21 protein-coding genes are annotated in these 20,290 nt (G+C 67.3%); 19 read left to right on the forward strand and 2 right to left on the reverse strand.

All coding sequences use genetic code 11. The annotated features are described in order from the left end of the window. Window positions 1–9 precede the first annotated feature (9 nt). The 4 genes from ACEVQ6_RS17435 to ACEVQ6_RS17450 are packed head-to-tail and all read left to right on the forward strand — an operon-like array spanning window position 10 to window position 3,470. The gene (locus tag ACEVQ6_RS17435) at window positions 10–252 is read left to right on the forward strand and encodes an acetyl-CoA carboxylase (RefSeq protein WP_374890308.1); all 243 of its coding nucleotides are present in this window, start codon (window positions 10–12) and stop codon (window positions 250–252) included. Then, entirely contained in the window at window positions 249–1,634 is a 1,386-nt protein-coding gene (locus ACEVQ6_RS17440) for an acetyl-CoA carboxylase biotin carboxylase subunit (RefSeq protein WP_374890309.1), read from the forward strand. The genes ACEVQ6_RS17435 and ACEVQ6_RS17440 overlap by 4 nt, the downstream gene beginning before the upstream one ends. Next, window positions 1,634–2,509, forward strand: coding sequence for a 5-oxoprolinase subunit B family protein (locus ACEVQ6_RS17445; protein WP_374890310.1), 876 nt, complete (start codon window positions 1,634–1,636; stop codon window positions 2,507–2,509). The genes ACEVQ6_RS17440 and ACEVQ6_RS17445 overlap by 1 nt, the downstream gene beginning before the upstream one ends. Further along, window positions 2,499–3,470 (forward strand): 5-oxoprolinase subunit C family protein, encoded by a 972-nt coding sequence (locus ACEVQ6_RS17450; protein ID WP_374890311.1) that lies wholly within the window; start codon window positions 2,499–2,501, stop codon window positions 3,468–3,470. Before ACEVQ6_RS17445 ends, ACEVQ6_RS17450 begins: the two co-directional genes overlap by 11 nt. A gap of 16 nt (window positions 3,471–3,486) precedes the next feature. On the opposite strand, the gene ACEVQ6_RS17455 is transcribed toward ACEVQ6_RS17450, so the two are convergent. Continuing rightward, window positions 3,487–4,494, reverse strand: a complete 1,008-nt coding sequence (locus ACEVQ6_RS17455) for a GntR family transcriptional regulator (protein ID WP_374890312.1) — start codon at window positions 4,492–4,494, stop codon at window positions 3,487–3,489. A gap of 594 nt (window positions 4,495–5,088) precedes the next feature. On the opposite strand from ACEVQ6_RS17455, the gene ACEVQ6_RS17460 reads away from it, so the two are divergent. From ACEVQ6_RS17460 to ACEVQ6_RS17530, 15 genes are all read left to right on the forward strand, one after another. Beyond that, window positions 5,089–6,168, forward strand: a complete 1,080-nt coding sequence (locus ACEVQ6_RS17460; protein WP_374890313.1) for an ABC transporter ATP-binding protein — start codon at window positions 5,089–5,091, stop codon at window positions 6,166–6,168. Between the two features lie 47 nt (window positions 6,169–6,215). Continuing rightward, complete coding sequence (locus ACEVQ6_RS17465; RefSeq protein ID WP_374890341.1) at window positions 6,216–7,109, forward strand: ABC transporter permease; 894 nt, start codon at window positions 6,216–6,218, stop codon at window positions 7,107–7,109. Window positions 7,110–7,112: 3 nt separating this feature from the next. Then, window positions 7,113–7,958: an ABC transporter permease gene (locus ACEVQ6_RS17470; RefSeq protein ID WP_374890315.1), complete on the forward strand. Its 846-nt coding sequence runs from the start codon at window positions 7,113–7,115 to the stop codon at window positions 7,956–7,958. After that, a complete protein-coding gene (locus ACEVQ6_RS17475) occupies window positions 7,958–8,710 on the forward strand; it encodes an SDR family NAD(P)-dependent oxidoreductase (protein WP_374890316.1) in 753 nt (250 codons plus the stop codon). The genes ACEVQ6_RS17470 and ACEVQ6_RS17475 overlap by 1 nt, the downstream gene beginning before the upstream one ends. 16 nt (window positions 8,711–8,726) lie before the next feature. Further along, window positions 8,727–9,494 carry an SDR family NAD(P)-dependent oxidoreductase gene (locus ACEVQ6_RS17480; protein ID WP_374890317.1) on the forward strand — a complete coding sequence of 256 codons (768 nt, stop codon included), beginning with the start codon at window positions 8,727–8,729 and terminating at the stop codon, window positions 9,492–9,494. A gap of 209 nt (window positions 9,495–9,703) precedes the next feature. Next, window positions 9,704–10,939: an ABC transporter substrate-binding protein gene (locus ACEVQ6_RS17485; RefSeq protein ID WP_374890318.1), complete on the forward strand. Its 1,236-nt coding sequence runs from the start codon at window positions 9,704–9,706 to the stop codon at window positions 10,937–10,939. A gap of 75 nt (window positions 10,940–11,014) precedes the next feature. Further along, window positions 11,015–12,106, forward strand: coding sequence for an ABC transporter ATP-binding protein (locus ACEVQ6_RS17490; RefSeq protein WP_374890319.1), 1,092 nt, complete (start codon window positions 11,015–11,017; stop codon window positions 12,104–12,106). Window positions 12,107–12,165: 59 nt separating this feature from the next. After that, a complete protein-coding gene (locus ACEVQ6_RS17495; protein WP_374890320.1) occupies window positions 12,166–13,047 on the forward strand; it encodes a polysaccharide deacetylase family protein in 882 nt (293 codons plus the stop codon). A gap of 54 nt (window positions 13,048–13,101) precedes the next feature. Continuing rightward, window positions 13,102–13,422 (forward strand): hypothetical protein, encoded by a 321-nt coding sequence (locus ACEVQ6_RS17500; protein ID WP_374890321.1) that lies wholly within the window; start codon window positions 13,102–13,104, stop codon window positions 13,420–13,422. Between the two features lie 4 nt (window positions 13,423–13,426). After that, entirely contained in the window at window positions 13,427–14,464 is a 1,038-nt protein-coding gene (locus ACEVQ6_RS17505) for a CobW family GTP-binding protein (RefSeq protein ID WP_374890322.1), read from the forward strand. A 3-nt stretch (window positions 14,465–14,467) separates the two neighbouring features. Then, window positions 14,468–15,682, forward strand: a complete 1,215-nt coding sequence (locus ACEVQ6_RS17510; RefSeq protein ID WP_374890324.1) for an ABC transporter substrate-binding protein — start codon at window positions 14,468–14,470, stop codon at window positions 15,680–15,682. Between the two features lie 128 nt (window positions 15,683–15,810). Continuing rightward, complete coding sequence (locus tag ACEVQ6_RS17515) at window positions 15,811–17,214, forward strand: amidase (protein WP_374890325.1); 1,404 nt, start codon at window positions 15,811–15,813, stop codon at window positions 17,212–17,214. A gap of 25 nt (window positions 17,215–17,239) precedes the next feature. Beyond that, window positions 17,240–18,208, forward strand: coding sequence for a cyclase family protein (locus tag ACEVQ6_RS17520; protein WP_374890326.1), 969 nt, complete (start codon window positions 17,240–17,242; stop codon window positions 18,206–18,208). A 125-nt stretch (window positions 18,209–18,333) separates the two neighbouring features. Next, entirely contained in the window at window positions 18,334–19,398 is a 1,065-nt protein-coding gene (locus ACEVQ6_RS17525) for an AbrB family transcriptional regulator (RefSeq protein ID WP_374890327.1), read from the forward strand. Beyond that, window positions 19,395–19,835, forward strand: a complete 441-nt coding sequence (locus tag ACEVQ6_RS17530) for a YqaA family protein (protein ID WP_374890328.1) — start codon at window positions 19,395–19,397, stop codon at window positions 19,833–19,835. Before ACEVQ6_RS17525 ends, ACEVQ6_RS17530 begins: the two co-directional genes overlap by 4 nt. Window positions 19,836–19,839: 4 nt before the next feature. Here the strand turns inward: ACEVQ6_RS17530 and cueR are convergent, their stop codons facing one another. Then, window positions 19,840–20,280, reverse strand: coding sequence for a Cu(I)-responsive transcriptional regulator (cueR, locus tag ACEVQ6_RS17535; protein WP_374890329.1), 441 nt, complete (start codon window positions 20,278–20,280; stop codon window positions 19,840–19,842). Between the last annotated feature and the right edge of the window lie 10 nt (window positions 20,281–20,290).

The raw sequence follows: 20,290 nt of genomic DNA on the forward strand, positions 1-20,290 counted from the left end.
GAGAGATCCATGAGCAGCCACGAGATCCAGTCGCCCCTTCCCGGAACCTTCTACCGCGCCTCCTCCCCGGATGTGCCGCCGTTCAAGGCGGACGGCGACCCGGTGGCCGAAGGCGACGTCATCGGCCTGATCGAGGTGATGAAGACCTTCCAGCAGGTGACGTCGACCGTCTCGGGAAGCGCCATCACCTTTACCGTCGACAACGAGGAGCCGGTGATGGCCGGCCAGGTGATCGCCGAGGTCAAGGCATGACGATCCGCTCGGTCCTTGTCGCCAATCGCGGCGAGATCGCGGTCAGGATCGTCAAGGCGGCGAGGGCGCTCGGCATCCGCACCGTCCAGGTCCACAGCGCGGCGGACGCCGACATGCTGGCGGTCAAGCTCGCCGACGAGGCGGTCCAGATCGGCCCGCCGGCGCCGAAGAAGTCCTATCTGAACGTCGAGGCGGTGATCGCGGCGGCAAAAGCCGCCGGCGTCGATGCCGTGCATCCCGGCTACGGCTTCCTCTCGGAAAACGGCGATTTCGCCGATGCCGTCACCGCGGCCGGCCTGATCTTCATCGGTCCGAGCGGCGATGCGATCCGGCTGCTCGGCGACAAGGTCGCGGCGCGCAAGGTCGCGGCCAAGGCCGGCGTGCCGACCGTTCCCGGCAGCGACGGCCGCCTGTCGAGCCTCGACGAGGCCCGCGCCGTCGTCGCGCGCACCGGCTTTCCGGTGATGATCAAGGCGGCGGCCGGCGGCGGCGGGCGCGGCATCCGCATCGTCAACACCTTCGCCGAGTTCGAGCAGCAGTTCCCGCAGGCTGCGGCAGAGGCCGCGGCCGCCTTCGGCGACGGCGGGCTCTACCTCGAAAAGGTCATCACCCGCGCCCGTCATGTCGAGGTGCAGATCTTCGGCGACGGCGAGACTTTCGTCCATTGCTTCGAGCGCGAATGCTCGCTGCAGCGCCGCCGGCAGAAGGTCTGGGAGGAGGCGCCGTCGATGGCGCTGCCCACGACCGTCCGGGAAAAACTCTGCGCCAGCGCCGTGGCGCTCGCCCGCGAGGTCGGCTATCGCGGCGCCGGCACGGTCGAATATCTCTACGACGACGAGACGGAAGCATTCTACTTCATCGAGGTCAACACCCGCATCCAGGTCGAGCATCCTGTGACCGAGATGATCACCGGCATCGATCTGGTGCAGGAAATGTTCAAGGTCGCCGGCGGCGCACCGCTCTCGGTCTCTCAAGCGACGATTGCGGCGAAGGGCCATGCGATCGAGTGCCGGATCAACGCCGAGGATCCCGCGCGCGGCTTCCTGCCGGCGCCGGGCACGATCACCCGGCTCGTCGTTCCGGAAGGCGAGGGCATCCGCTTCGATACGATGCTCTACGAGGGCTACACCGTGCCGCCCTTCTACGATTCGCTGCTCGGCAAGCTGATCGTCCATGCCGACACGCGGCAGGCCTGCCTCGAACGGCTCGCAACCGCGCTCGACGGCCTCGTCATCGAGGGCGTGCCGACGACGATCCCGCTGCACAGGGCGCTCGCCGCCGATCCGGACGTCAGCGCCGGCGCCTTCCACACCCGATCCCTCGAAGCCTGGCTCGAAACGCGGCTCCTCGCCCCGGCCGGCAAGACCACGGAGGTTGCCTGATGCCCGCACGCTACACGTTCGGCGGCGACGAACATCTGTTCGTCGAATGCAGCGACGAGATGTCGCTCGACGCCTTCTTCACGTCCCTGTCGATGGCGACGGGCGTGCGCGAGAGCGCGATCACCGGCGTCACCGAGATCTGCCCGGCCAACGCCTCCTTCCAGGTGAAGTTCGATCCGGACGTCATTTCCCCCGACGACATCCTGCGCGAGGTGAAGGCGATCGAGGGCGCGGCGGAAAAGGCGGAACCCGTCATCAGGACCCGCATCGTCGAGATCCCCGTCTTCTACAACGATCCCTGGACCCATGAAACGCTGATGCGTTTTCGCGAGCGGCATCAGGATCCCTCCGGCACCGATCTCGACTATGCGGCGCGGGTGAACTCCTACGACACGGTCAAGGATTTCATCGCCGCCCATTCCGGCTCGCCCTGGTTCGTCTCGATGGTCGGCTTCGTCGCGGGCCTGCCCTTCATGTACCAGATGGTCGAGCGCCAGCGGCAGATCGAGGTGCCGAAATACCTGCGCCCCCGCACGGACACGCCGAAACTGACGGTCGGCCATGGCGGCTGCTTCGGCTGCATCTATTCCGTGCGCGGCGCAGGCGGCTACCAGATGTTCGGCATCACGCCGATGCCGATCTTCGACCCGACGCAGACGACCTCGTATTTGCGCGACTTCATGGTGTTCTTCCGCCCCGGCGACATCGTCACCTTCAAGCCGGTCGATCGCGACGGCTACGACCAGGCGGTGGAGGAGGTCGACAAGGGCCTGTTCGCCCCGCCGATCCGCGAGGTGACCTTCGACCTGCGCGACTTCAAGAAGGACATCGACGGCTACAACGCCAAGCTGGAGGGTCTGCTCCATGGCCATTAAGGTTCTGCATCCGGGTCTTTCCACCACCGTCCAGGATCTCGGAAGGCCCGGCTATTTCCATCTCGGCATCCCGCTCGGCGGGGCGATGGACCGGCTGGCGCTGCGCGCCGCCAACCTGCTCGTCGGCAATGACGAGGGTGCGGCCGGTCTCGAAGCCGTGTTCATGGGGCCGAAGCTCGAATTCACCGCGGATGCGCTGGTCGCCGTCACCGGCGCCGACATGCCGCCCCGCGTCGACGGCGAGGTCCAGCCCGGCTGGACGGCCTTTGCCGTCAAGGCGGGGCAGGTGCTCACCTTTGACACGCTGAAATCGGGCGCCCGCATCCTGATCGCCGTCTCCGGCGGCATCGACGTGCCGCTCGCGCTCGGCAGCCGCTCGACCTATCCGATCGGCGCGCTCGGCGGCTTCCACGGCCGGGCGATCGCCGCCGGCGACGAACTGCCGGTCGGCGAGGGCAGCCTTGCCGGCGCGGGCCGGACGGTGGCGGAAGACTTCCGCCGCGGCCCCGGCAAGCCGGCCGAACTGCGCGTCCTTCCCGGCCTCTACTGGGACCGGCTGACGGAGGAGGCCAAGGACACCTTCTTCGCCGACACCTGGAAGGTGGCGCCGGAGGCCGACCGCATGGGCTACCGCTTCCGCGGCGGCACGAAGATGAGCTTTGTCGAGCGCGACCAGCCCTTCGGCGCCGGCTCCGATCCGTCGAACATCGTCGACAGCTGCTACCCCTATGGCTCGATCCAGATCCCGGGCGGCACCGAGCCGATCATCCTTCACCGCGACGCGGTCTCGGGCGGCGGCTATTTCATGGTCGGCACGGTGATTTCGGCCGACATGGACCTGATCGGGCAATTGCAGCCGCACACGCCGACGCGCTTCCTCAAGGTGACGATGGAGGAGGCGCTGGCGGCGCGAAAGGATCGCGCCGGCCTTCTCGACCGCCTGCGCGCAAGTTTGGCTTGAGATGACAGCGGCCGGGCTATTCGACGCGGGTCAGATAGCCGGCCGTGACCGAGGGGCCGGGAATGATCGCCACGATCTTCATCTGGGCGATCATGCGGCGCATCGAGGCATCGAGATGGGCCTCCAGCATGGCGGCGGCGGCCTTGATCGCGCCGCGCATCATCAGTTCGGCGACAAGGCGCATCTCGGTGATCGCGGTCATGTCGTCGGGAAGCCCCAGATGGCGCAGCAGCCGCTCCGCGGCGCCGAGCGGCAGAAGGTTCTTGCGCACGAGCTCGCGCAGTTTCTCGTTGGCGCCGCCGAGCACGCAGGCCTCGATCATCTCGCCCTGCAGTTCCTGCAGGTTTTCGAGATCCTCGCCGGCCGCCGCCGCCTCCAGCGCCGCGAGACGCGCGAAGAAGGCGGCAAGGCGCGCCCGGTCGAGGCGGGCCGTCGCCGCCAGCAGCGCCGCCGGCTCCAGCATGCGCCTGAGGCCGAAATGATCCTTGATCGTCTGCGCGGTGAGCGGCCCGGCGATCCAGTGCGAGCTCTGGTTCTTGCGCACCAGGCCGCGCTCCTGCAGCCGCGACAGCACGTCGCGCACCACCGTGCGGCTGACGTTGAAATGCTCGGCGAGCTCCATCTCGATGATGCGGTATTCGCCGAAGACGACGCAGCCGGCGACGTCGTTCTCGACCGTGGTGTAGATGCGCTCCCAGGACGAGCGGCTCTGCAGCGCCTCGTCGGCATGCTGCGGGATGACGAGCCCGAAGGCCTTGATGTCGGTGCGGTTGGCGACGATCCCGGCATCCTCAGGGCCGACGAGGAAGCCGCGCCCCTGGAAGCGGTGCACGAGCCCCTCCGCCTCCAGCGCCAGCAGCGCGCGCTGCACCGGCGCGCGCGAGGTCTGCAGGATGTCGGCGATCGGCCCCTCGAGCAGCACCAGGCCGGGCGGCAGCATGCCGGCGACGATGTTTTCCCTCAAAATATGTTCGGCGATCTCGTAGCGTCGCCGCGCATTCTGGCCGGTGCCGTTCTTCATCATCCTGCACGGATCCCCCATCCGCACACCGGATGGCACACGCGGCCCCGGCCGGCGGGGCGGCCCCCGGACGACCATGTCGCGCTCAATAAATGACTTTTGCATACCAAGTTTGAGCGGAATTGTTGACCTGAAACAGGGGACATCGCAAGCGAAAATATCAGCCATGCATCAATTCGCATATGCGGGAGCGATATTGCGACGCAGCGCAGACGGAGCGATGCCTGCGAAATCGGCAGAAAACTGTCGATTTTTTTCGCAGAGAGCCTGATTTTTGACGATTCCCGCGCGGAGAGCGCACCGCCTGTCCGGTCGTGGCCTATCCGGGACGCAGACAAGCGCGTCCCCTGCCGAAAACGGCGCGTTTCGCGCCATGAACTTTTTATAAAAAGCCTATTGAATACAAAAATCATTTGTGTCATCACTTTCCCATGGACGACGAGAGAAGCGTCCATGAGGTGAACAACAAGAAGACGCCACGACAGGATCGGTTTCTCGCTGTGCGCGACCGCGCGCGCAGGCGCTCTCGGCTTGCTCTCCGCTTCCCGCGGACGGCGCGACGAAACGCCCTCCATGTTCGTGACGGGAGATGGTCAGATGACATCGACGGTCCTCACGCTCTCCAAGGTCACCCGCGCCTATGGCACGCTGAAGGCGCTGGACGGGCTCGATCTCGCCGTGCCGGACAATGCCTATGTCTCGCTGCTGGGCCCGAGCGGCTCGGGCAAGACGACGCTGTTGCGCGTCATTGCCGGCTTCGAGACGCCGGATGCGGGCACCGTGACCTTCAAGGGCCGCCGCGTCGAGACCGTGCCGCCGCACCGCCGCGACATCGGCTTCGTCTTCCAGAACTTCGCCCTGTTCCCGCACTTGAGCGTCGCCAGGAACGTCGCCTTCGGGCTGGAGAACCGCGAGGTGAACCCGGTCACCGATCCGAAGGTGGTCGAGGCCAAGGTGCGCGACATGATCGCGCTGGTCGGCCTCAAGGGGCTCGAGGATCGCGGCGTCACGCAGATCTCCGGCGGCCAGCGCCAGCGCGTGGCGCTCGCCCGCACGCTCGTCACCGAACCCTCGCTGGTGCTGCTCGACGAGCCGCTCGGCGCGCTCGACGCCAATCTGCGCGGCCGCATGCGCGGGGAGCTGCGCGCCATCCGCGAGCGCTGCGGCGTCACCTTCCTGCACGTCACCGGCAGCGAGACGGAAGCGCTCGCCATGGGCGATACCGTGCTGGTGCTGGATCAAGGCAGGATCGTCCAGGCCGACCGGGCGGACGCCCTCTACAACCGTCCGAACTCGGTCGCCGTCGCCCGCTTCCTCAACTGCTACAACCTCTTCGACGGATCCGTCTCCGATGCCGGCTTCAAGGGGCCGCTCGGCACCTTCCCTCTCGGGGCCCATCGCGCTCCGGCCGGCGGCCGTCCGGGCTACGCCATCCGCTACGACCGCATCGACGTGCGCCCGGAAGGGGCGGGCGTCGCCGCCGACGAGGTGGCGATCCCCGGCACCTTCATCGCCGACGAATATTCCGGCGCCGCCGTCAATTCCTTCTTCTCCCTCGAGGACGGCCGCGTCTTCGAGGTCGAGTCGCACTTGAGCCAGCATGAAGCGCCGGACTGCACGCCGCATGGCCGCTACGCGCTGGTGTGGAAGCGCGACGACGCCCTCGTCTTTGCCTGATTTTTGAACGGCCTCCCCGCCGGCGGACTGGAGATTGCCCGATGACGATGACCGTCACCACGACAGACACCGACGCGGCGGCGCCGCCGGTCAAAAAGGCGCGCGACAGGACGCTGTGGCTGCTCGCGCCCGGCGTCATCTGGATGCTGCTCTTCCTCGTCGCGCCGATCCTGATGATGGTCTACGTTTCCTTCTGGACGCAGACGACCTTCAAGATCGAGCCGATCCTGACGGTGAAGAGCTGGGTCACCTTCTTCACCACAGACACCTATCTCTCCGCGCTCTGGACGACGGTGCGCATCTGGCTGATCGTTCTTGCCGCCACCCTGGTGGTCGGCTACCCGACGGCGCTGTTCGTCGGCCTGTTCGTGCGCAACAAGACGCTGCAGACCGTGCTGCTCGTCTTCTGCGTCATTCCGTTCTGGACCTCCTTCCTCATCCGCGTTCTCGCCTGGCGGCCGATGCTCGGCAAAGAGGGCGCGATCAACCTGATCCTGCAGGGCATCGGCGTCATCGACCAGCCGATCGAGGTGCTGCTCTTCTCCGAACTCTCCGTCATCATCGGCATGACGCAGATCTACTGCGTCTTCATGGTCGGGCCGATCGCCTTCATGATGGGCCGCATCGACCAGAGCGTCATCGAGGCGGCGCAGGATCTCGGCGCCGGCTTCTGGCGCATCTTCCGCACGATCATCCTGCCGCTCTCCATGCCGGGCGTGGTCGTCGGGGCGATCTTCGTCTCGGTCATGGTGCTCGGCGAGTTCGCCACCGCGGCAGCCTTGTCCGGCCGCAAGGTCAACCTGCTCGGCAACATCATCGTCACCCAGGTCGGATCGCTGAAATGGGCGTTTGCCGCGGTGGTCGGCGTCGTGCTGACCATCCTGATGGGCATCGTCGTCGCCGCCCTTCTCCGGGTCGTCGATCTCAGGAAGGAGCTCTGAGCCATGCAAGCCAGCGGTACGAAATTCGCCCTCGGCGTCTACACCACGCTGTTCCTCGTCTTCCTCTACGCGCCGATGGTGGTGCTCGCCATCCTCTCCTTCCAGACCGGGCCGGAAGGCGGGCCGCAGTTCCCGATCATCGAATGGTCGACATACTGGTACAAGCATCTCTTCGGCCTGACGCCGCCCTCGCGCATCGCGCCGCTGCCGATCAACGAGGCGCTGTTCCGCTCGCTGACGCTCGCCGTGATGACGATGATCGTCTCGACCGTGCTCGGCGTCAGCGCCGCCCAGGCCTTCCGCCGCAAGTTCCGCGGCTCGGGCGTCGTCTTCTACCTGATCGTGCTCGGCATGATGGTGCCCGGCGTGCTCGTCGGCCTCGGCATGGCGCTCGTCGCCAACACGCTCGGCATCGACCGGCACTGGTGGGGCACGGCGTTTGCGCTGCATGTCGTCTACACCTTCCCCTTCGCCTTCCTCGTCATGCTGGCGATCCTCAACCGCTTCGACCAGACGGTCGAGGAGGCGGCCTGGTCGCTCGGCGTCTCGCCGGCCCGCACCTTCCGCAAGATCACCTTCCCGCTGATCTTCCCCGGCGTGCTCTCGGCCATGCTGTTCGCCTTCACCCTCTCCTATGACGAATTTTCCCGCACGCTCTTCGCCTCCGGCCGCGACCTGACGCTGCCGCTCGCCATCTACGGCACCTTCTCGGTGGAAGTGCATCCGAACGTCTTTGCCTTCGGCGTGCTGACGACGCTGTTCTCCTTCGGCCTGCTCGGCATCTATGCGGTGCTGATGCTGATGACCATCCGCCGCGCCAAGCGCGTCGCCATCCAGGAGGAAGCGTGATGCCCCATCATTCGACGGAAAACGGCTCCGCCATCGTGACCGGCGCCGGCTCCGGCATCGGCCGCGCCATCGCCCTGAAGCTCAGCGAGGACGGCTATGCCGTCACCGTCAACGACCTCAATCTCGACCGCGCCAGGGCCGTGGCGGACGAGATCACCGCCACTGGCGGGAAAGCCCATGCGGCGGCCGGTGACGTATCGTCGGAGGCCGACGCCGCCGCCATCCATGGCGCGTCGGTGGCGGCCTTCGGCGATACGGCGCTGCTGGTCAACAATGCCGGCATCGTGCACCAGGCCCTGTTCGAGAACCTTCAGACCGCCGATTTCGACCGGATGTTCGCCGTCCATGTGCGCGGCACCTTCCTGATGACCAAGCAGGTGCTGCCGGCGATGCTGGCGAAGGGCGCGGGCGTCGTCGTCAACATCGCCTCGCAGCTCGGCCAGATCGGCGGCATCGAGCTGTCCCATTACGCCGGGGCGAAATCGGCGATCATCGGCATGACCAAGTCGCTCGCCCGCGAGGTGTCGAGCCGCGGCGTGCGCGTCAACGCCGTCGCGCCGGGCCCGATCAACACGCCGCTGGTGCGCGAGCTGTCGGAGGACTGGCGCAAGCGCAAGGCGGCCGAACTGCCGCTCGGCCGCTTCGGCGAACCGGAGGAGGTGGCCGCCACCGTCGCCTTCCTCGCCTCGCCGGCAGCGAGCCTCTTCGTCGGCCAGACGCTCGGACCCAATTCCGGCGACGTGATGCTGTGAGATCGAAAGACAGACCATGACCGCACTGAGCAAGAGAGTTGTCCTGATCACCGGCGCCGGCATCGGCATCGGCCATGCGAGCGCCAAGGCCTTCGCCGCGCTCGGCGACCACGTCGTCGTCACCGACGTGCTGGAGGCCGAAGGCAACGCCACCGTCGAAGCGATCATCGCGAGCGGCGGCTCGGCCGAGTTCCACGTCCTCGACGTGCGCTCGACGGAGGCGGTCGATGCGCTGGTCGCCGGTCTCGACGCCCGCCTCGGCGGCGTCGACGTGCTCGTCGCCAATGCCGGCATCGCCCACAAGACGGCGCTTCCGGCGCTGACCGACGACAAGTGGGACCTGACCTTTGACATCGACTTGAAGGGCATTTTCCGCGTCGCCCGGGCCGTCGCGCCGAAGATGAAGGAGAAGAAGGCCGGCGCCATCGTCGCGCTCTCCTCGATCATGGGCGTCGCCTATGGCTGGGATGAGCATGTGCATTATTCGGCGGCCAAGGCCGGCGTCGTCGGGCTCGTGCGCGGGCTCGCCGTCGAGCTTGCCCGCGAGGGCATCCGCGTCAACGGCATGGCGCCCGGTTATATCCGCACGGCCCAGCTTCTGTCGGAGGAGAATTCGCTCGGGCCGGAACGGGCCAAGACGGTCGGCGAGATCATCCCGATGGGGCGGATCGGCGAGCCGGAGGACATCGCCGACGTGATCGTCTTCCTCGCCTCGCATGCGGCACGATACATGACCGGCCAGACGCTGGTCGTGGATGGCGGCCTGCTGGTCGGACGATACTAGGGCATGTCCAGCCGAGGCGGGATCGCTTCGGCGACGGACGATGCGGCAGACACAAAAGGAAAGAGTAGGGTCGGTGAACCGGAGTTGACCGGGCTTACTGAAGAGAAATCGTCGGGCGCCCGGCCGCATGCCGGACGCCTGCCGTGGACCGCGCAGGAAGGGGCGCCCGACAAGGCGTTCCGGGGAACAACCGAAACTGGAGAACAACCATGGCATTTTCGATGGAAATGAACCGCCGCAGCCTGCTGAAGCGTTCAGCCGGCGCGATGGCGCTCGCGATGGGCGGCGGCACACACTTCCTGTCCTCGCGGGCGGCCTATGCCCAGGCGACCGACCTCGCCAGCCAGCAGCTGCGCACGATCGGCCTGTCGGTCACCGTGCAGGAGCGCATCCTTGCCGACTTCAAGGCGGCGAGCGGCGTCGGCTCCACCTCGGGCACGGCAGCGACCTTCCCGGACGCCCAGACCCGCATCCTTTCGGGCTCCAAGGACTATGACGTCTGGGAAACGATCGGCGAGCGCCTGCCCTCGGTCGTCATGACCGACAATGCCGAGCAGGTCGCCGTGTCCGAGCTCAAGAACTGGTCGAACATCCGCGAGATCTTCGTCAAGCCCGATCCGAAGTGGCCGGCCTCCGCCCAGATCGTCGGCCAGATCTGGACCGACGAGAGCCAGCAGTCGCTCTGGATGGTGCCTTCCGTCTTCAACTTCGACTCGGTCGGCTACAACCCGGAAATCCTCTCCGACGAGGAGGCCAACTCCTGGACGGCGCTGTTCGATCCGAAGTACAAGGGCAAGTCCGGCCTCAACACCGACCCGCTGACGGCCTTCGGCCAGGCGGTCATGGCGATGAACACGCTCGGCCTGTCGAACGTCGCCAACCCGGGCAACCCGACCGCCGCCGAGATCGACGAGGCCGCCAAGTTCCTGATCTCGAAGAAGAAGGAAGGCCAGTTCCGCGCGCTCTGGGGCGATTTCGGCGAACTCGTCAACTTCCTCGCCTCCGGCGAGATCGTCGTCTCCGACGCCTGGCAGCCGGCCGTCATGGCGGTCAAGGCGCAGGGCAAGCCGTGCAAATACGCCATTCCGAAGGAAGGCTATCGCGGCTGGTCGATCGGCAACACGATCCTGAAGGGCACGCCGAACAAGGAAGCCGCGATCGCCTATTGCGACTACTGGCTCTCCGGCACGCCGGGCATTACCGTCTCCGAGCAGGGCTACTACTCGCCGACGACCAACATCAAGGACGTCATGTCGCCGGAGAAGTATGCCTTCTGGTACGAGGGCAAGCCCTGGGTCGGCGCCGAAGAGCGCGGCATCAAGGAAGGGGATCTGCGTGACGGCGGTTCGCTCGAAACCCGCGCCGCCAACGTCGCCTACTGGCACCAGTGGCCGGACGAGTACGACCACCTCATCCAGAAGTGGGACGAGTTCCTGAGCGCCTGAGGCGCCCCGAGACGAACGACAGGAGGCGAGGCCGCACGGCCTCGCCTCGACGATCACCAAGCCGGAGTGCCGCCGATGACCACCCCCGATCTCGAACTCTTTAAGGTAGGCAAGGTCTACGACAACGGCACGCCCGCCGTCATCGACTTCAACCTGACCGTCGAGAAGGGCGAGTTCATCGCCTTCCTCGGTCCCTCCGGCTGCGGCAAGACGACGACGCTCAGGATGATCGCCGGCTTCGAGAGCATCTCGTCCGGCGACATGATGATCAAGGGCGTGCGGATGAACGAGATCAGCCCGGCCGAGCGGCCGACCTCGATGATCTTCCAGAACTACGCGCTCTTTCCCCATATGACCGTGCGCCGCAATGTCGGCTACGGGCTCGAGGTCAAGGGCCTCCCGAAGGCCGAACGCGACGCCAAGGTCGACCGCATCCTCGCCACGCTCGGGCTCGAGGACGTCGCCGACAAGCGCTGCGACAAGCTCTCCGGCGGCCAGCGCCAGCGCATCGCGCTCGCCCGCGGCCTCGTGGTCGAGCCGGACATCCTGCTGCTCGACGAGCCGCTCGGCGCGCTCGACGCCAACCTGCGCAAGGCGATCCAGAACGAACTGAAGCTGCTGCAGCGCAATCTCGGCGTCACCTTCGTCTTCGTCACCCATGCCCAGTCCGAGGCGCTGGCACTCTCCGACCGCATCGTCGTGATGAACCAGGGCCGCGTCGAGCAGATCAGCCCGCCGCGCGCGCTCTACACCCGGCCGAACACGCCCTTCGTCGCCCAGTTCATCGGCCGCAACACCATCTTCAAGGGCGCGGTCAAGGGCACCGAGAACGGCCACGCCATCGTCGACACGCCCTTCGGGCCGCTCGCCGGCGACGCCAACGGGACGCTCGCGAACGGGGCCGCCGCCAGCATCGTCATCCCGGCCGAGGCGATCGAGGTTTTCGCGCGCGGCGCTGTCGGCCGCAGTCACAACCGGATCGACGCGAAGATCAACCGCTTCGAGGTCGTCGGCCACATCTCCCATCTCGGCGTGACCCTGCCGGACGGGCGCGTGCTTTCGCTCGAAGCCCATGTCGACAAGTATCCGCCGGGCGTCTTCCCGGCCGATGCCGACATCACGCTCGCCTGGGCGCCGGAAAAGGCGACCGTCATCCCGGCGCACTGATCCACAGTCGAAGAACGACCGGCCCCCATGAGGTCCGGCAGATCCCTCAAGGAGGAACTATGGCAAAGGAAATCTTCTGCAGCTTCGGCATCGACGTCGACGCGGTCGCCGGCTGGCTCGGCTCCTATGGCGGCGAGGACTCGCCGGACGACATCTCGCGCGGCCTTTTCTCCGGCGAGGTCGGCAGCCCGCGCCTGCTGAAGCTGTTCGAGCGCTTCGGCATCAAGACGACCTGGTTCATCCCCGGCCACTCGATCGAGACTTTCCCCGAGCAGATGCAGGCGGTCGCCGATGCCGGCCACGAGATCGGCATCCATGGCTACACCCATGAAAACCCGATCGCGATGACGCGCGAGCAGGAAACCGAAGTGCTCGACAAGTGCATCGAGCTGGTGACGAAGCTTTCCGGCAAGCGCCCGACCGGCTATGTCGCGCCCTGGTGGGAATTCTCCAACGTCACCAACGAGCTGCTGCTCGAACGCGGCATCAAGTACGACCACTCGCTGATGCACAACGACTTCACGCCCTATTACGTGCGCGTCGGCGACAGCTGGACCAAGATCGACTATTCGAAGAAGCCGTCCGACTGGATGGTGCCGCTGAAGCGCGGCCAGGAAACCGACCTGATCGAGATCCCGGCCTCCTGGTATCTCGACGACCTGCCGCCGATGATGTTCATCAAGAAGGCGCCGAACAGCCACGGCTTCGTCAACCCGCACGACATCGAGCAGATGTGGCGCGACCAGTTCGACTGGGTCTATCGCGAGATGGACTATGCCGTCTTCCCGATCACCATCCACCCCGACGTCGCCGGCCGGCCGCAGGTGCTGATGATGCTGGAGCGGCTCTACGCCCACATGATCAAGCACCCGGGCGTGAAATTCGTCACGATGAACGAGATCGCCGACGATTTCGCCCAGCGCTTCCCGCGCAAGAAGTAAGATCAGCTGGCGGCGCGGATGTCTCCGCGCCGCCGGTTCTGAAGGGGGAAGGCCATGTGTTCGCTCTGCGGCGTCATCGGTGGGAACGAGCATTGGGCGGATGCGGCCGCGCGGCCGGGCGTCTATACCCGCAATGTCGAGCGCATCGACAGGAGGCGGGAACGCATGCGGCGCGTCAGCGCCGCCAACCGCATCCTCGCCGCCTACGGGCTGACGCTCTCCGACTGGCAGGGCGCCTCCTTCCTGCTCTCCTCGTTCACCGGCAAGACCGAGATCGTCGAGGATCTCGGTCATCTCTGGTCGGCCGCCGAGCGGGTGATCGGCCGCCCCTGCGATCCGCTGGCCGACGCGCTGATCGCCCGGCTGGAGGCGTGAGGCGATGGCCGGCGACTTTCCCGACTTCACCCAAGTCAACCTGCTCACCGGCTTTCTCGGCTCCGGCAAGACGACGCTTCTGAAGCGGCTGCTCACCGATCCCGCGCTCGAGAATGCCGCCGTGTTGATCAACGAGTTCGGCGAGATCGGCCTCGACCATCACCTGCTCGAGCGCATCGACGAGACGATGGTGCTGCTCCAGTCCGGCTGCCTGTGCTGCACCGTGCGGGGCGAGCTCGCCGACGCGATCCGCGACCTCCATTCGAAGCGCGACCGCGGCCTCGTGCCGCCCTTCGACCGCATCGTCATCGAGAGCACCGGCCTTGCCGATCCGTTCCCGGTGCTGTCGACGCTGAAGGCCGACCCGGTGCTGCGTCATCACTACAAGGCCGGAAACGTCGTCACCACGGTCGACGCGGCGAACGCGGCGCGCACGCTCTCGCTCTACGGCGAATCGACGCGCCAGATCGCCGTCGCCGACCAGATCGTGCTGACGAAAGCCGACATCGCCTCGCCCGGCGCCGTCGCGGCGGTGACGGCGCTGGTGCGCCGGCTGAACCCGGACGCGGCGATCCTCGACGGCGTGGCGGACGATTTCGACGCAGGCGCGCTGTTTTCCGGCGACGCCGCGCCGCAGGGAGACCAGCTCGTGTCCCCCGGCGGCTTCTACGCCGACGCGCCGGCGATCGACCTGCCGCATTCGGCCGGCGTGCGCTCCTTCGTGCTGGAGACCGACGAGGCGATCGACTGGACCGTCTTCGGCCTCTGGCTGACCATGCTGGTGAACCGGCACGGCGACCGGCTGCTGAGGATCAAGGGCATCCTCAACCTCGAGGGCGAGGAGTTCCCGGTCGCGATCCACGGCGTGCAGCATCTGGTGCACACGCCGGTGCATATGCGCCTCTGGCCGTCGGACGACCGTCGCTCGCGCCTCGTCTTCATCGTCGACGGGCTCGATCCGGCGCAGATCCTCCGCTCGTTCCGCGCCTTCACCGGCACGCGGGCCGGCGAGGCCGAGGCGCGGCTGCGGGCGGAGGGATAGGCGATGCGCAGGACCCCCGGCCTCGACAGCCTCGCCACGCCCGCGCTCCACACCGAGGGGCGCGTGACGCTGCGCGTCCTCGGCACGGCGATCTCGCTGCTTGAGGAACTGCGCCTCGGCGCCGAGCGCGACCTCGGCATGACGATCGTCCACGACAACCAGGATTTCGTCACCGCGCCGCACAAGGCGGCGCTGGAGCCGAACACCTATGACATCTACGACCAGTGCTTCCACAATCTCGACATCGTCTGGTACTGGCGCGCCATCCAGCCGATCGAGATTTCCCGCATCCCGCTCTGGGACGAGATCACGGATCTGACCAAGACCGGCCGGATCAGCCCGAACGCCCGCATCGGCCAGGGCGACGCGCCGGTGAAGAAACTCTACGTCCAGCCGAACCTCGCGCTCGACGAGATGCCCTCCGGCCAGATCTCAATGCTGCCGACGACGCACAATTTCGACAGTTTCGCCTATCGCACCGATGTGGCGCAGCCGAACCAGATGACCTCCTGGGCCGCCCTTCTCGATCCGCGCTGGCACGGCCATTCCGCGCTCGTCGACGAGCCGGCGATCGGCATCTTCGACGCGGCGCTCGCGGCCCAGTCGGCCGGGCTGATGACCTTCGACAATATCGGCAACATGACGGTCGAGGAGATCGACCGGCTGCTCGACCTTTTGGAGGAGCGCAAGAAGGCCGGCTTCTTCCGCGGCTTCTGGCGCTCGGCCGAGGACGCCGCCAACCTGATGAGCACCACGGACACGCGCATCCAGAGCATGTGGTCGCTCGGCATCAGCAAGCTGAATCTCCGCAACGTCCCGGTCGAGCTCGCCAATCCGGCCGAGGGCTACCGCGCCTGGCATGGCGGGCTCTGCCTGTCGCGGCATCTTTCCGGCCGCATGCGCGATGCGGCCTACGACTATCTCAACTGGTGGATCTCCGGCTGGCCCGGCGCCGTCGTCGCCCGCCAGGGCTACTACATGTCGACGCCGGAACGCTCGCGCCCGCATATGAGCGAGGCCGAATGGAATTACTGGTACGAGGGCCTGCCGGCCGCGACCGACCTGCCGGGCCCGGACGGGATCACCCGCATCCGCCCCGGCGCGGTGCGAAGCGGCGGTTCCTACTGGCAGCGCGCCAATTCCATCGCCGTGTGGAACACGACGATGGACGAACACAACTATCTCGTCCGCCGCTGGAGCCAGTTCGTCGCGGCGTGACCATGGATGCATGTCCCGCCGGAGCGAGATCGCCCCGGCGCCGGACCATGCGGTCAAAGACAAACGCATCATGGCGCCTGTCCGGTGAGGCCTTTTCACCGGACGGGCCCTCAGAACGGAAGACAGACATGACCCCTGCCCATGGCGCCCCGCCCGCCCCCGATGCCGCCGGCCCCTTCGCTGGAAGGTCCGCCGCCCAGCTCGCCGCCCTGATTCAGACCGGGGCGCTCGATCCGGTGGCGCTCGCCGAACGCACGCTCGACGCGATCGAGGCCCATCCGGACAAGGCGATCTTCCTCTCCGTCTCGCGCGAACGCGCTGTTGCCGAAGCGAAGGCCTCTTCGAGGCGTATCCGCGAGGGCCGCTCGCTCGGCCTGCTCGACGGCGTGCCCGTCGCCTGGAAGGACCTCTTCGACACGGCCGGCACGGTGACGACGGCGGGCTCGACCGTGCTCGGCGAAAACCCGCCGGCCGGGAGGGACGCGGGCGTCGTTTCCGCCTTGAAGGACGCCGGCATGATCGCGGTCGGCCGGGTCAACATGAGCGAGTTCGCCTTTTCCGGCCTCGGCCTCAACCCGCATTACGGCACGCCGCTGAACGCCTGCGCGACCGACATGCCACGCATTCCGGGCGGGTCTTCCTCCGGCTCCGGCGTCGCCGTCGCCGCCGGCCTCGTCCCGGTCTCGATCGGCTCCGACACCGGCGGCTCGGTGCGCATTCCTGCCGCCTTCAACGGCATCGTCGGCTACAAGGCGACCCGAGGGCGCTACGACATGGCGGGCGTCTTCCCGCTGTCGAAGAGCCTCGATTCGCTGGGACCCCTCTGCCGCACCGTGCAGGACGCAGTCTGGGTCGACGCGGCGATGCGCCGGGCCGCGCCCGCGATCGTCCGCGAAAGCCTTGCGGGACGAGAGATCGTCGTGCCGGTGAATGTCGTCTTCGACGGGGCGGAGGACGGCGTCGTCGCCGCCTTCGAGGCGGGGCTGGAGCGATTGCAGGCGGCCGGCGCGAGGGTGACGCGACTTGCCATCCCCGCCTTCGACGAGATCCTCGCCCTGATGTCGACCCATGGCGCGCTGGTAACGGCGGAGGCCTATGCGCTGCACCGCGCCCGCATCGAGGGACCGCAGGCGGACGCGATCGACCGCCGCGTCGTCACCCGCACCCGGCTCGGCGAGGCGATCTCGCTTTCGGCCTATATCGGCATCCTCGACGCCCGCGCCCGCCTCATCGCCGAGGTGGACGCGCTCGTCGCCGGGCGGCTCGTCGCCTTCCCGACCGTCGCCCATGTCGCGCCGCCGCTCGAACCGCTGAAGACCGACGACGCGCTCTTCGTCGCCACCAACGCGAAGACGCTGCGCAACACGCTGATCGGCAATTTCCTCGACTGGTGCGGCGTGTCGATCCCCTGCGGCACCGGCGCGGCCGGCATGCCGGTCGGATTCCTGCTCTCCGCCACCGCACGGCGGGACGAGGCGCTGCTGTCGGCAGCGCTTGCCGCCGAGCCCGCCCTGCGCGGCGACCTCACCTGAACACGGAAACCCGAAGGAGACCACCATGTGCATGGCCTGCTACGTCGACGAAGCGACGAAGAACAAGATCGTCGCCTACAATGCCGAATTCCATAAGGTGTCGAAGAGCCCCTTCGGCAGCGACGACGAGATCGGCATGCTGAACCTGATCGACGCGCAGTCGCGTTCGGCGATCATCGGCCGCACCGATGCCGCCAAGGTCTTCGACCTTTCCGTCGATCATTTCATCGGCATGCCCGGCTGGTTCGGCGCCGGCGACCAGCCCTACCAGATCTGGATGACCCACACGCCGCAGGGCGAGATCGTCGCCAATTCGATGGGCGTCACCCGCGAGCAGAACGAGCTCGTCGCCTATTCCGGCGACGCGATCTCGATGTACACCCATTGCGGCACCCATATCGATACGTTCAACCATTTCGGCTATAACGGCGAGATCTTCAACGGCTTCACCGCCCGCGACCATCTCGGCAGCCGCGTCTGGGAAAAATGCGGCCCGGAGAAGTACCCGCCAATCTTCGCGCGCGGCGTGCTGCTCGACATCGCCGCGCTTCATGGCGTGCCGACGCTGCCGCCGAGCCATCCGATCGGCAAGGCCGACATCGAGGCCTGCCTGAAGAAGCAGGGCAGCGTGCTGAAGCCCGGCGACGTCGTGCTGCTGCACACCGGGCAGATGAAGCTCTGGCCCGACATGGCGTTTACCAAGAACACGCCCGGCCTCAACCGCGAGGGCGCCGAATATCTCGCCAAGCACGGCGCGATCATGATCGGCGCCGACAACCTGACGCTGGAGCAGACGCCGTCGGCGCACGAGCTGAACTTCTTCCCGGTCCATTGCTACCTGCTCGCCGAGGCCGGCGTGCCGATCCTCGAAATGGCCTATCTCGACGAGCTTGCCGGCGAGAAGCTCTACGAATTCGCCTTCTTCGGCGCCTGCATCAAGCTGCGCGGCGCCACCGGCACGCCGATGCGCCCCGTCGCCATGCCGCTGCGCTGACCGGCGCATCAACACGCCTTGAACGCCGCCGCCCGGGCTTTCCCCGGGCGGCGGAGGCGTTATAAGGCGCGTGTCGACGTTTCGTATCGGAGCGACGCCGGTTGCGCCGGCGTCCGGAGACAGGCATGACCGGCATCCTCAGCGACGCGCGCTCCGCCTTGCCGCGGCTCCTGCTGGCACTGGCGATCGCCGCCCTCGGCGGCATGCTGTTCTTCTTCCTGCATTTGCCACTCGCCTTCATGCTCGGCGCCATGGCCGCGACCGCGACCGCGGCGATCCTCGGGCTTCCGGTCGCAACGCCGCGCTCCGTCCGCCCGCCGATGACGGCGCTGATCGGCGTGATCCTCGGCAGCGCGGTGACGCCGGACGTCTTCGACGCGATGCCGGGCTGGACGCTGCCGCTCGCGCTGCTCCCGCTCTTCCTCCTCGTCAGCGCCACGGTGTCGATCGTCTATTTCCGCCGTGTCGCCGGTCTCGACCTCAAGACCGCCTATTTCTGCGGCATGCCGGGCGGGCTCGTCGAGATGGTGCTGCTCGGCGCGCAGCATGGCGCCGACGAGCGGACGATCGCGCTCGTCCATGCGCTGCGCGTTTTCCTCGTCGTGCTGATCCTGCCCTTCTTCATGCAGTTCGCCCTCGGCCTCGACCTCGGCCAGCGGCCGGCGACGGGCGCGCCGGCCATGCCCGGCCTCACGGATCTCGCCTGGGTTCTCGTCTGCCTCGCCGGCGGATCGCTGGCCGCCCATATGCTGCGCCTGCCGTTGAAATTCCTGCTCGGGCCACTGCTCTTCAGCCTTGCCCTGCATCTGACCGGCATCAGCCGGTTCCACCTGCCGGACTGGGTGGCGCCGGCGGCGCAGGTGGTGCTGGGCGCGACGATCGGCTGCCGCTTCGGCGGCATCGACATCCGCCATCTCGCCCGCATCCTGGCGCTCTGCCTCGGCTCGGTGCTGCTCCTGCTTGCGGTGACCGCCGGTTTCGCCGCACTTGCCGCAAGCCTCGACGCCCATGATTTCACCGCCATGCTGCTCGCCTATTCGCCGGGCGGCCTTGCCGAGATGAGCCTCGTTGCCTATGCGCTGCATGTCGAGGTGATGTTCGTCTTCGCGCTCCATGTCGTGCGCGTCGTGCTGGTGGCGTTCGGCGCGGCCCTCGTCTTCCGCCTGCCCTTCTTCCGGGAGACGCCATGAACCTCGTCGCCGCCTGCCTCGGCCTCTTCGGCATCGCCTTCGCCGCCGCCACGATCCTGCCGCTGCAATCGGAGGCGACGCTGCTCGGGCTGATCTATACGGGAAAGTTCTCCATTCCCCTGCTCGTCGCCGTCGCCAGCCTCGGCAACACGCTCGGCGCCGTCGTCAACTGGTGGATGGGGCGCCAGGTCGAGCGGTTCCGCGGCCGGCGCTGGTTTCCGGCAAGCGACCGCGCGCTTGCGAAGGCCCGTGCCTGGTATGCCCGCTACGGCCGCTGGACGCTGCTCCTCTCCTGGCTGCCGCTCGGCGGCGACGCGCTGACGGTGGCGGCCGGCGTGATGCGCGAGCCGCTCTTAAGCTTCGTCCTCTTCGTCGCCATCGCCAAGACGGGGCGCTATGTCGTCCTCGTGCTCGCGGCGCTGCAGGTGTTCGGCTGAGCGTTCAGAGACCGGAGAGGCCGAATTTCGACGGCAGGTCGGCTGCGGCCGCGCGCGCGGGATCGGCGAAGTCCGCGAGGATCGGGCAGTCGGGCCGGCCGTCGCCATGGCAGTGGCGGACCAGGTGCTTCAGCGTCTCGGTCATCGCCCGGATCGCCTCGGCCTTGCGCTCCAGCTCGGCGATATGGTCGAGTGCGATCGCCTTGACGTCAGCACTCGCCCGCCCGCGGTCGCGCCAGAGCGCCAGAAGCGCCCGCATCTGCTCGACGGAGAAGCCGAGATTGCGCGCCTTGCGGATGAAGCGCAGCGTGTGCACGTCGTTCTCGCCATAAACCCGGTAGTGCGCCTCCGTGCGCGCGACCGGGTCGATCAGGCCGATGCTCTCGTAGTGGCGGATCATCTTCGCCGAGACGCCGCTTGCCGCGGCCGCTTCACCGATGTTCATCGGGGGTCTC

This window comes from Ensifer soli (assembly GCF_041928815.1).
Classification (GTDB): domain Bacteria; phylum Pseudomonadota; class Alphaproteobacteria; order Rhizobiales; family Rhizobiaceae; genus JBHFEI01.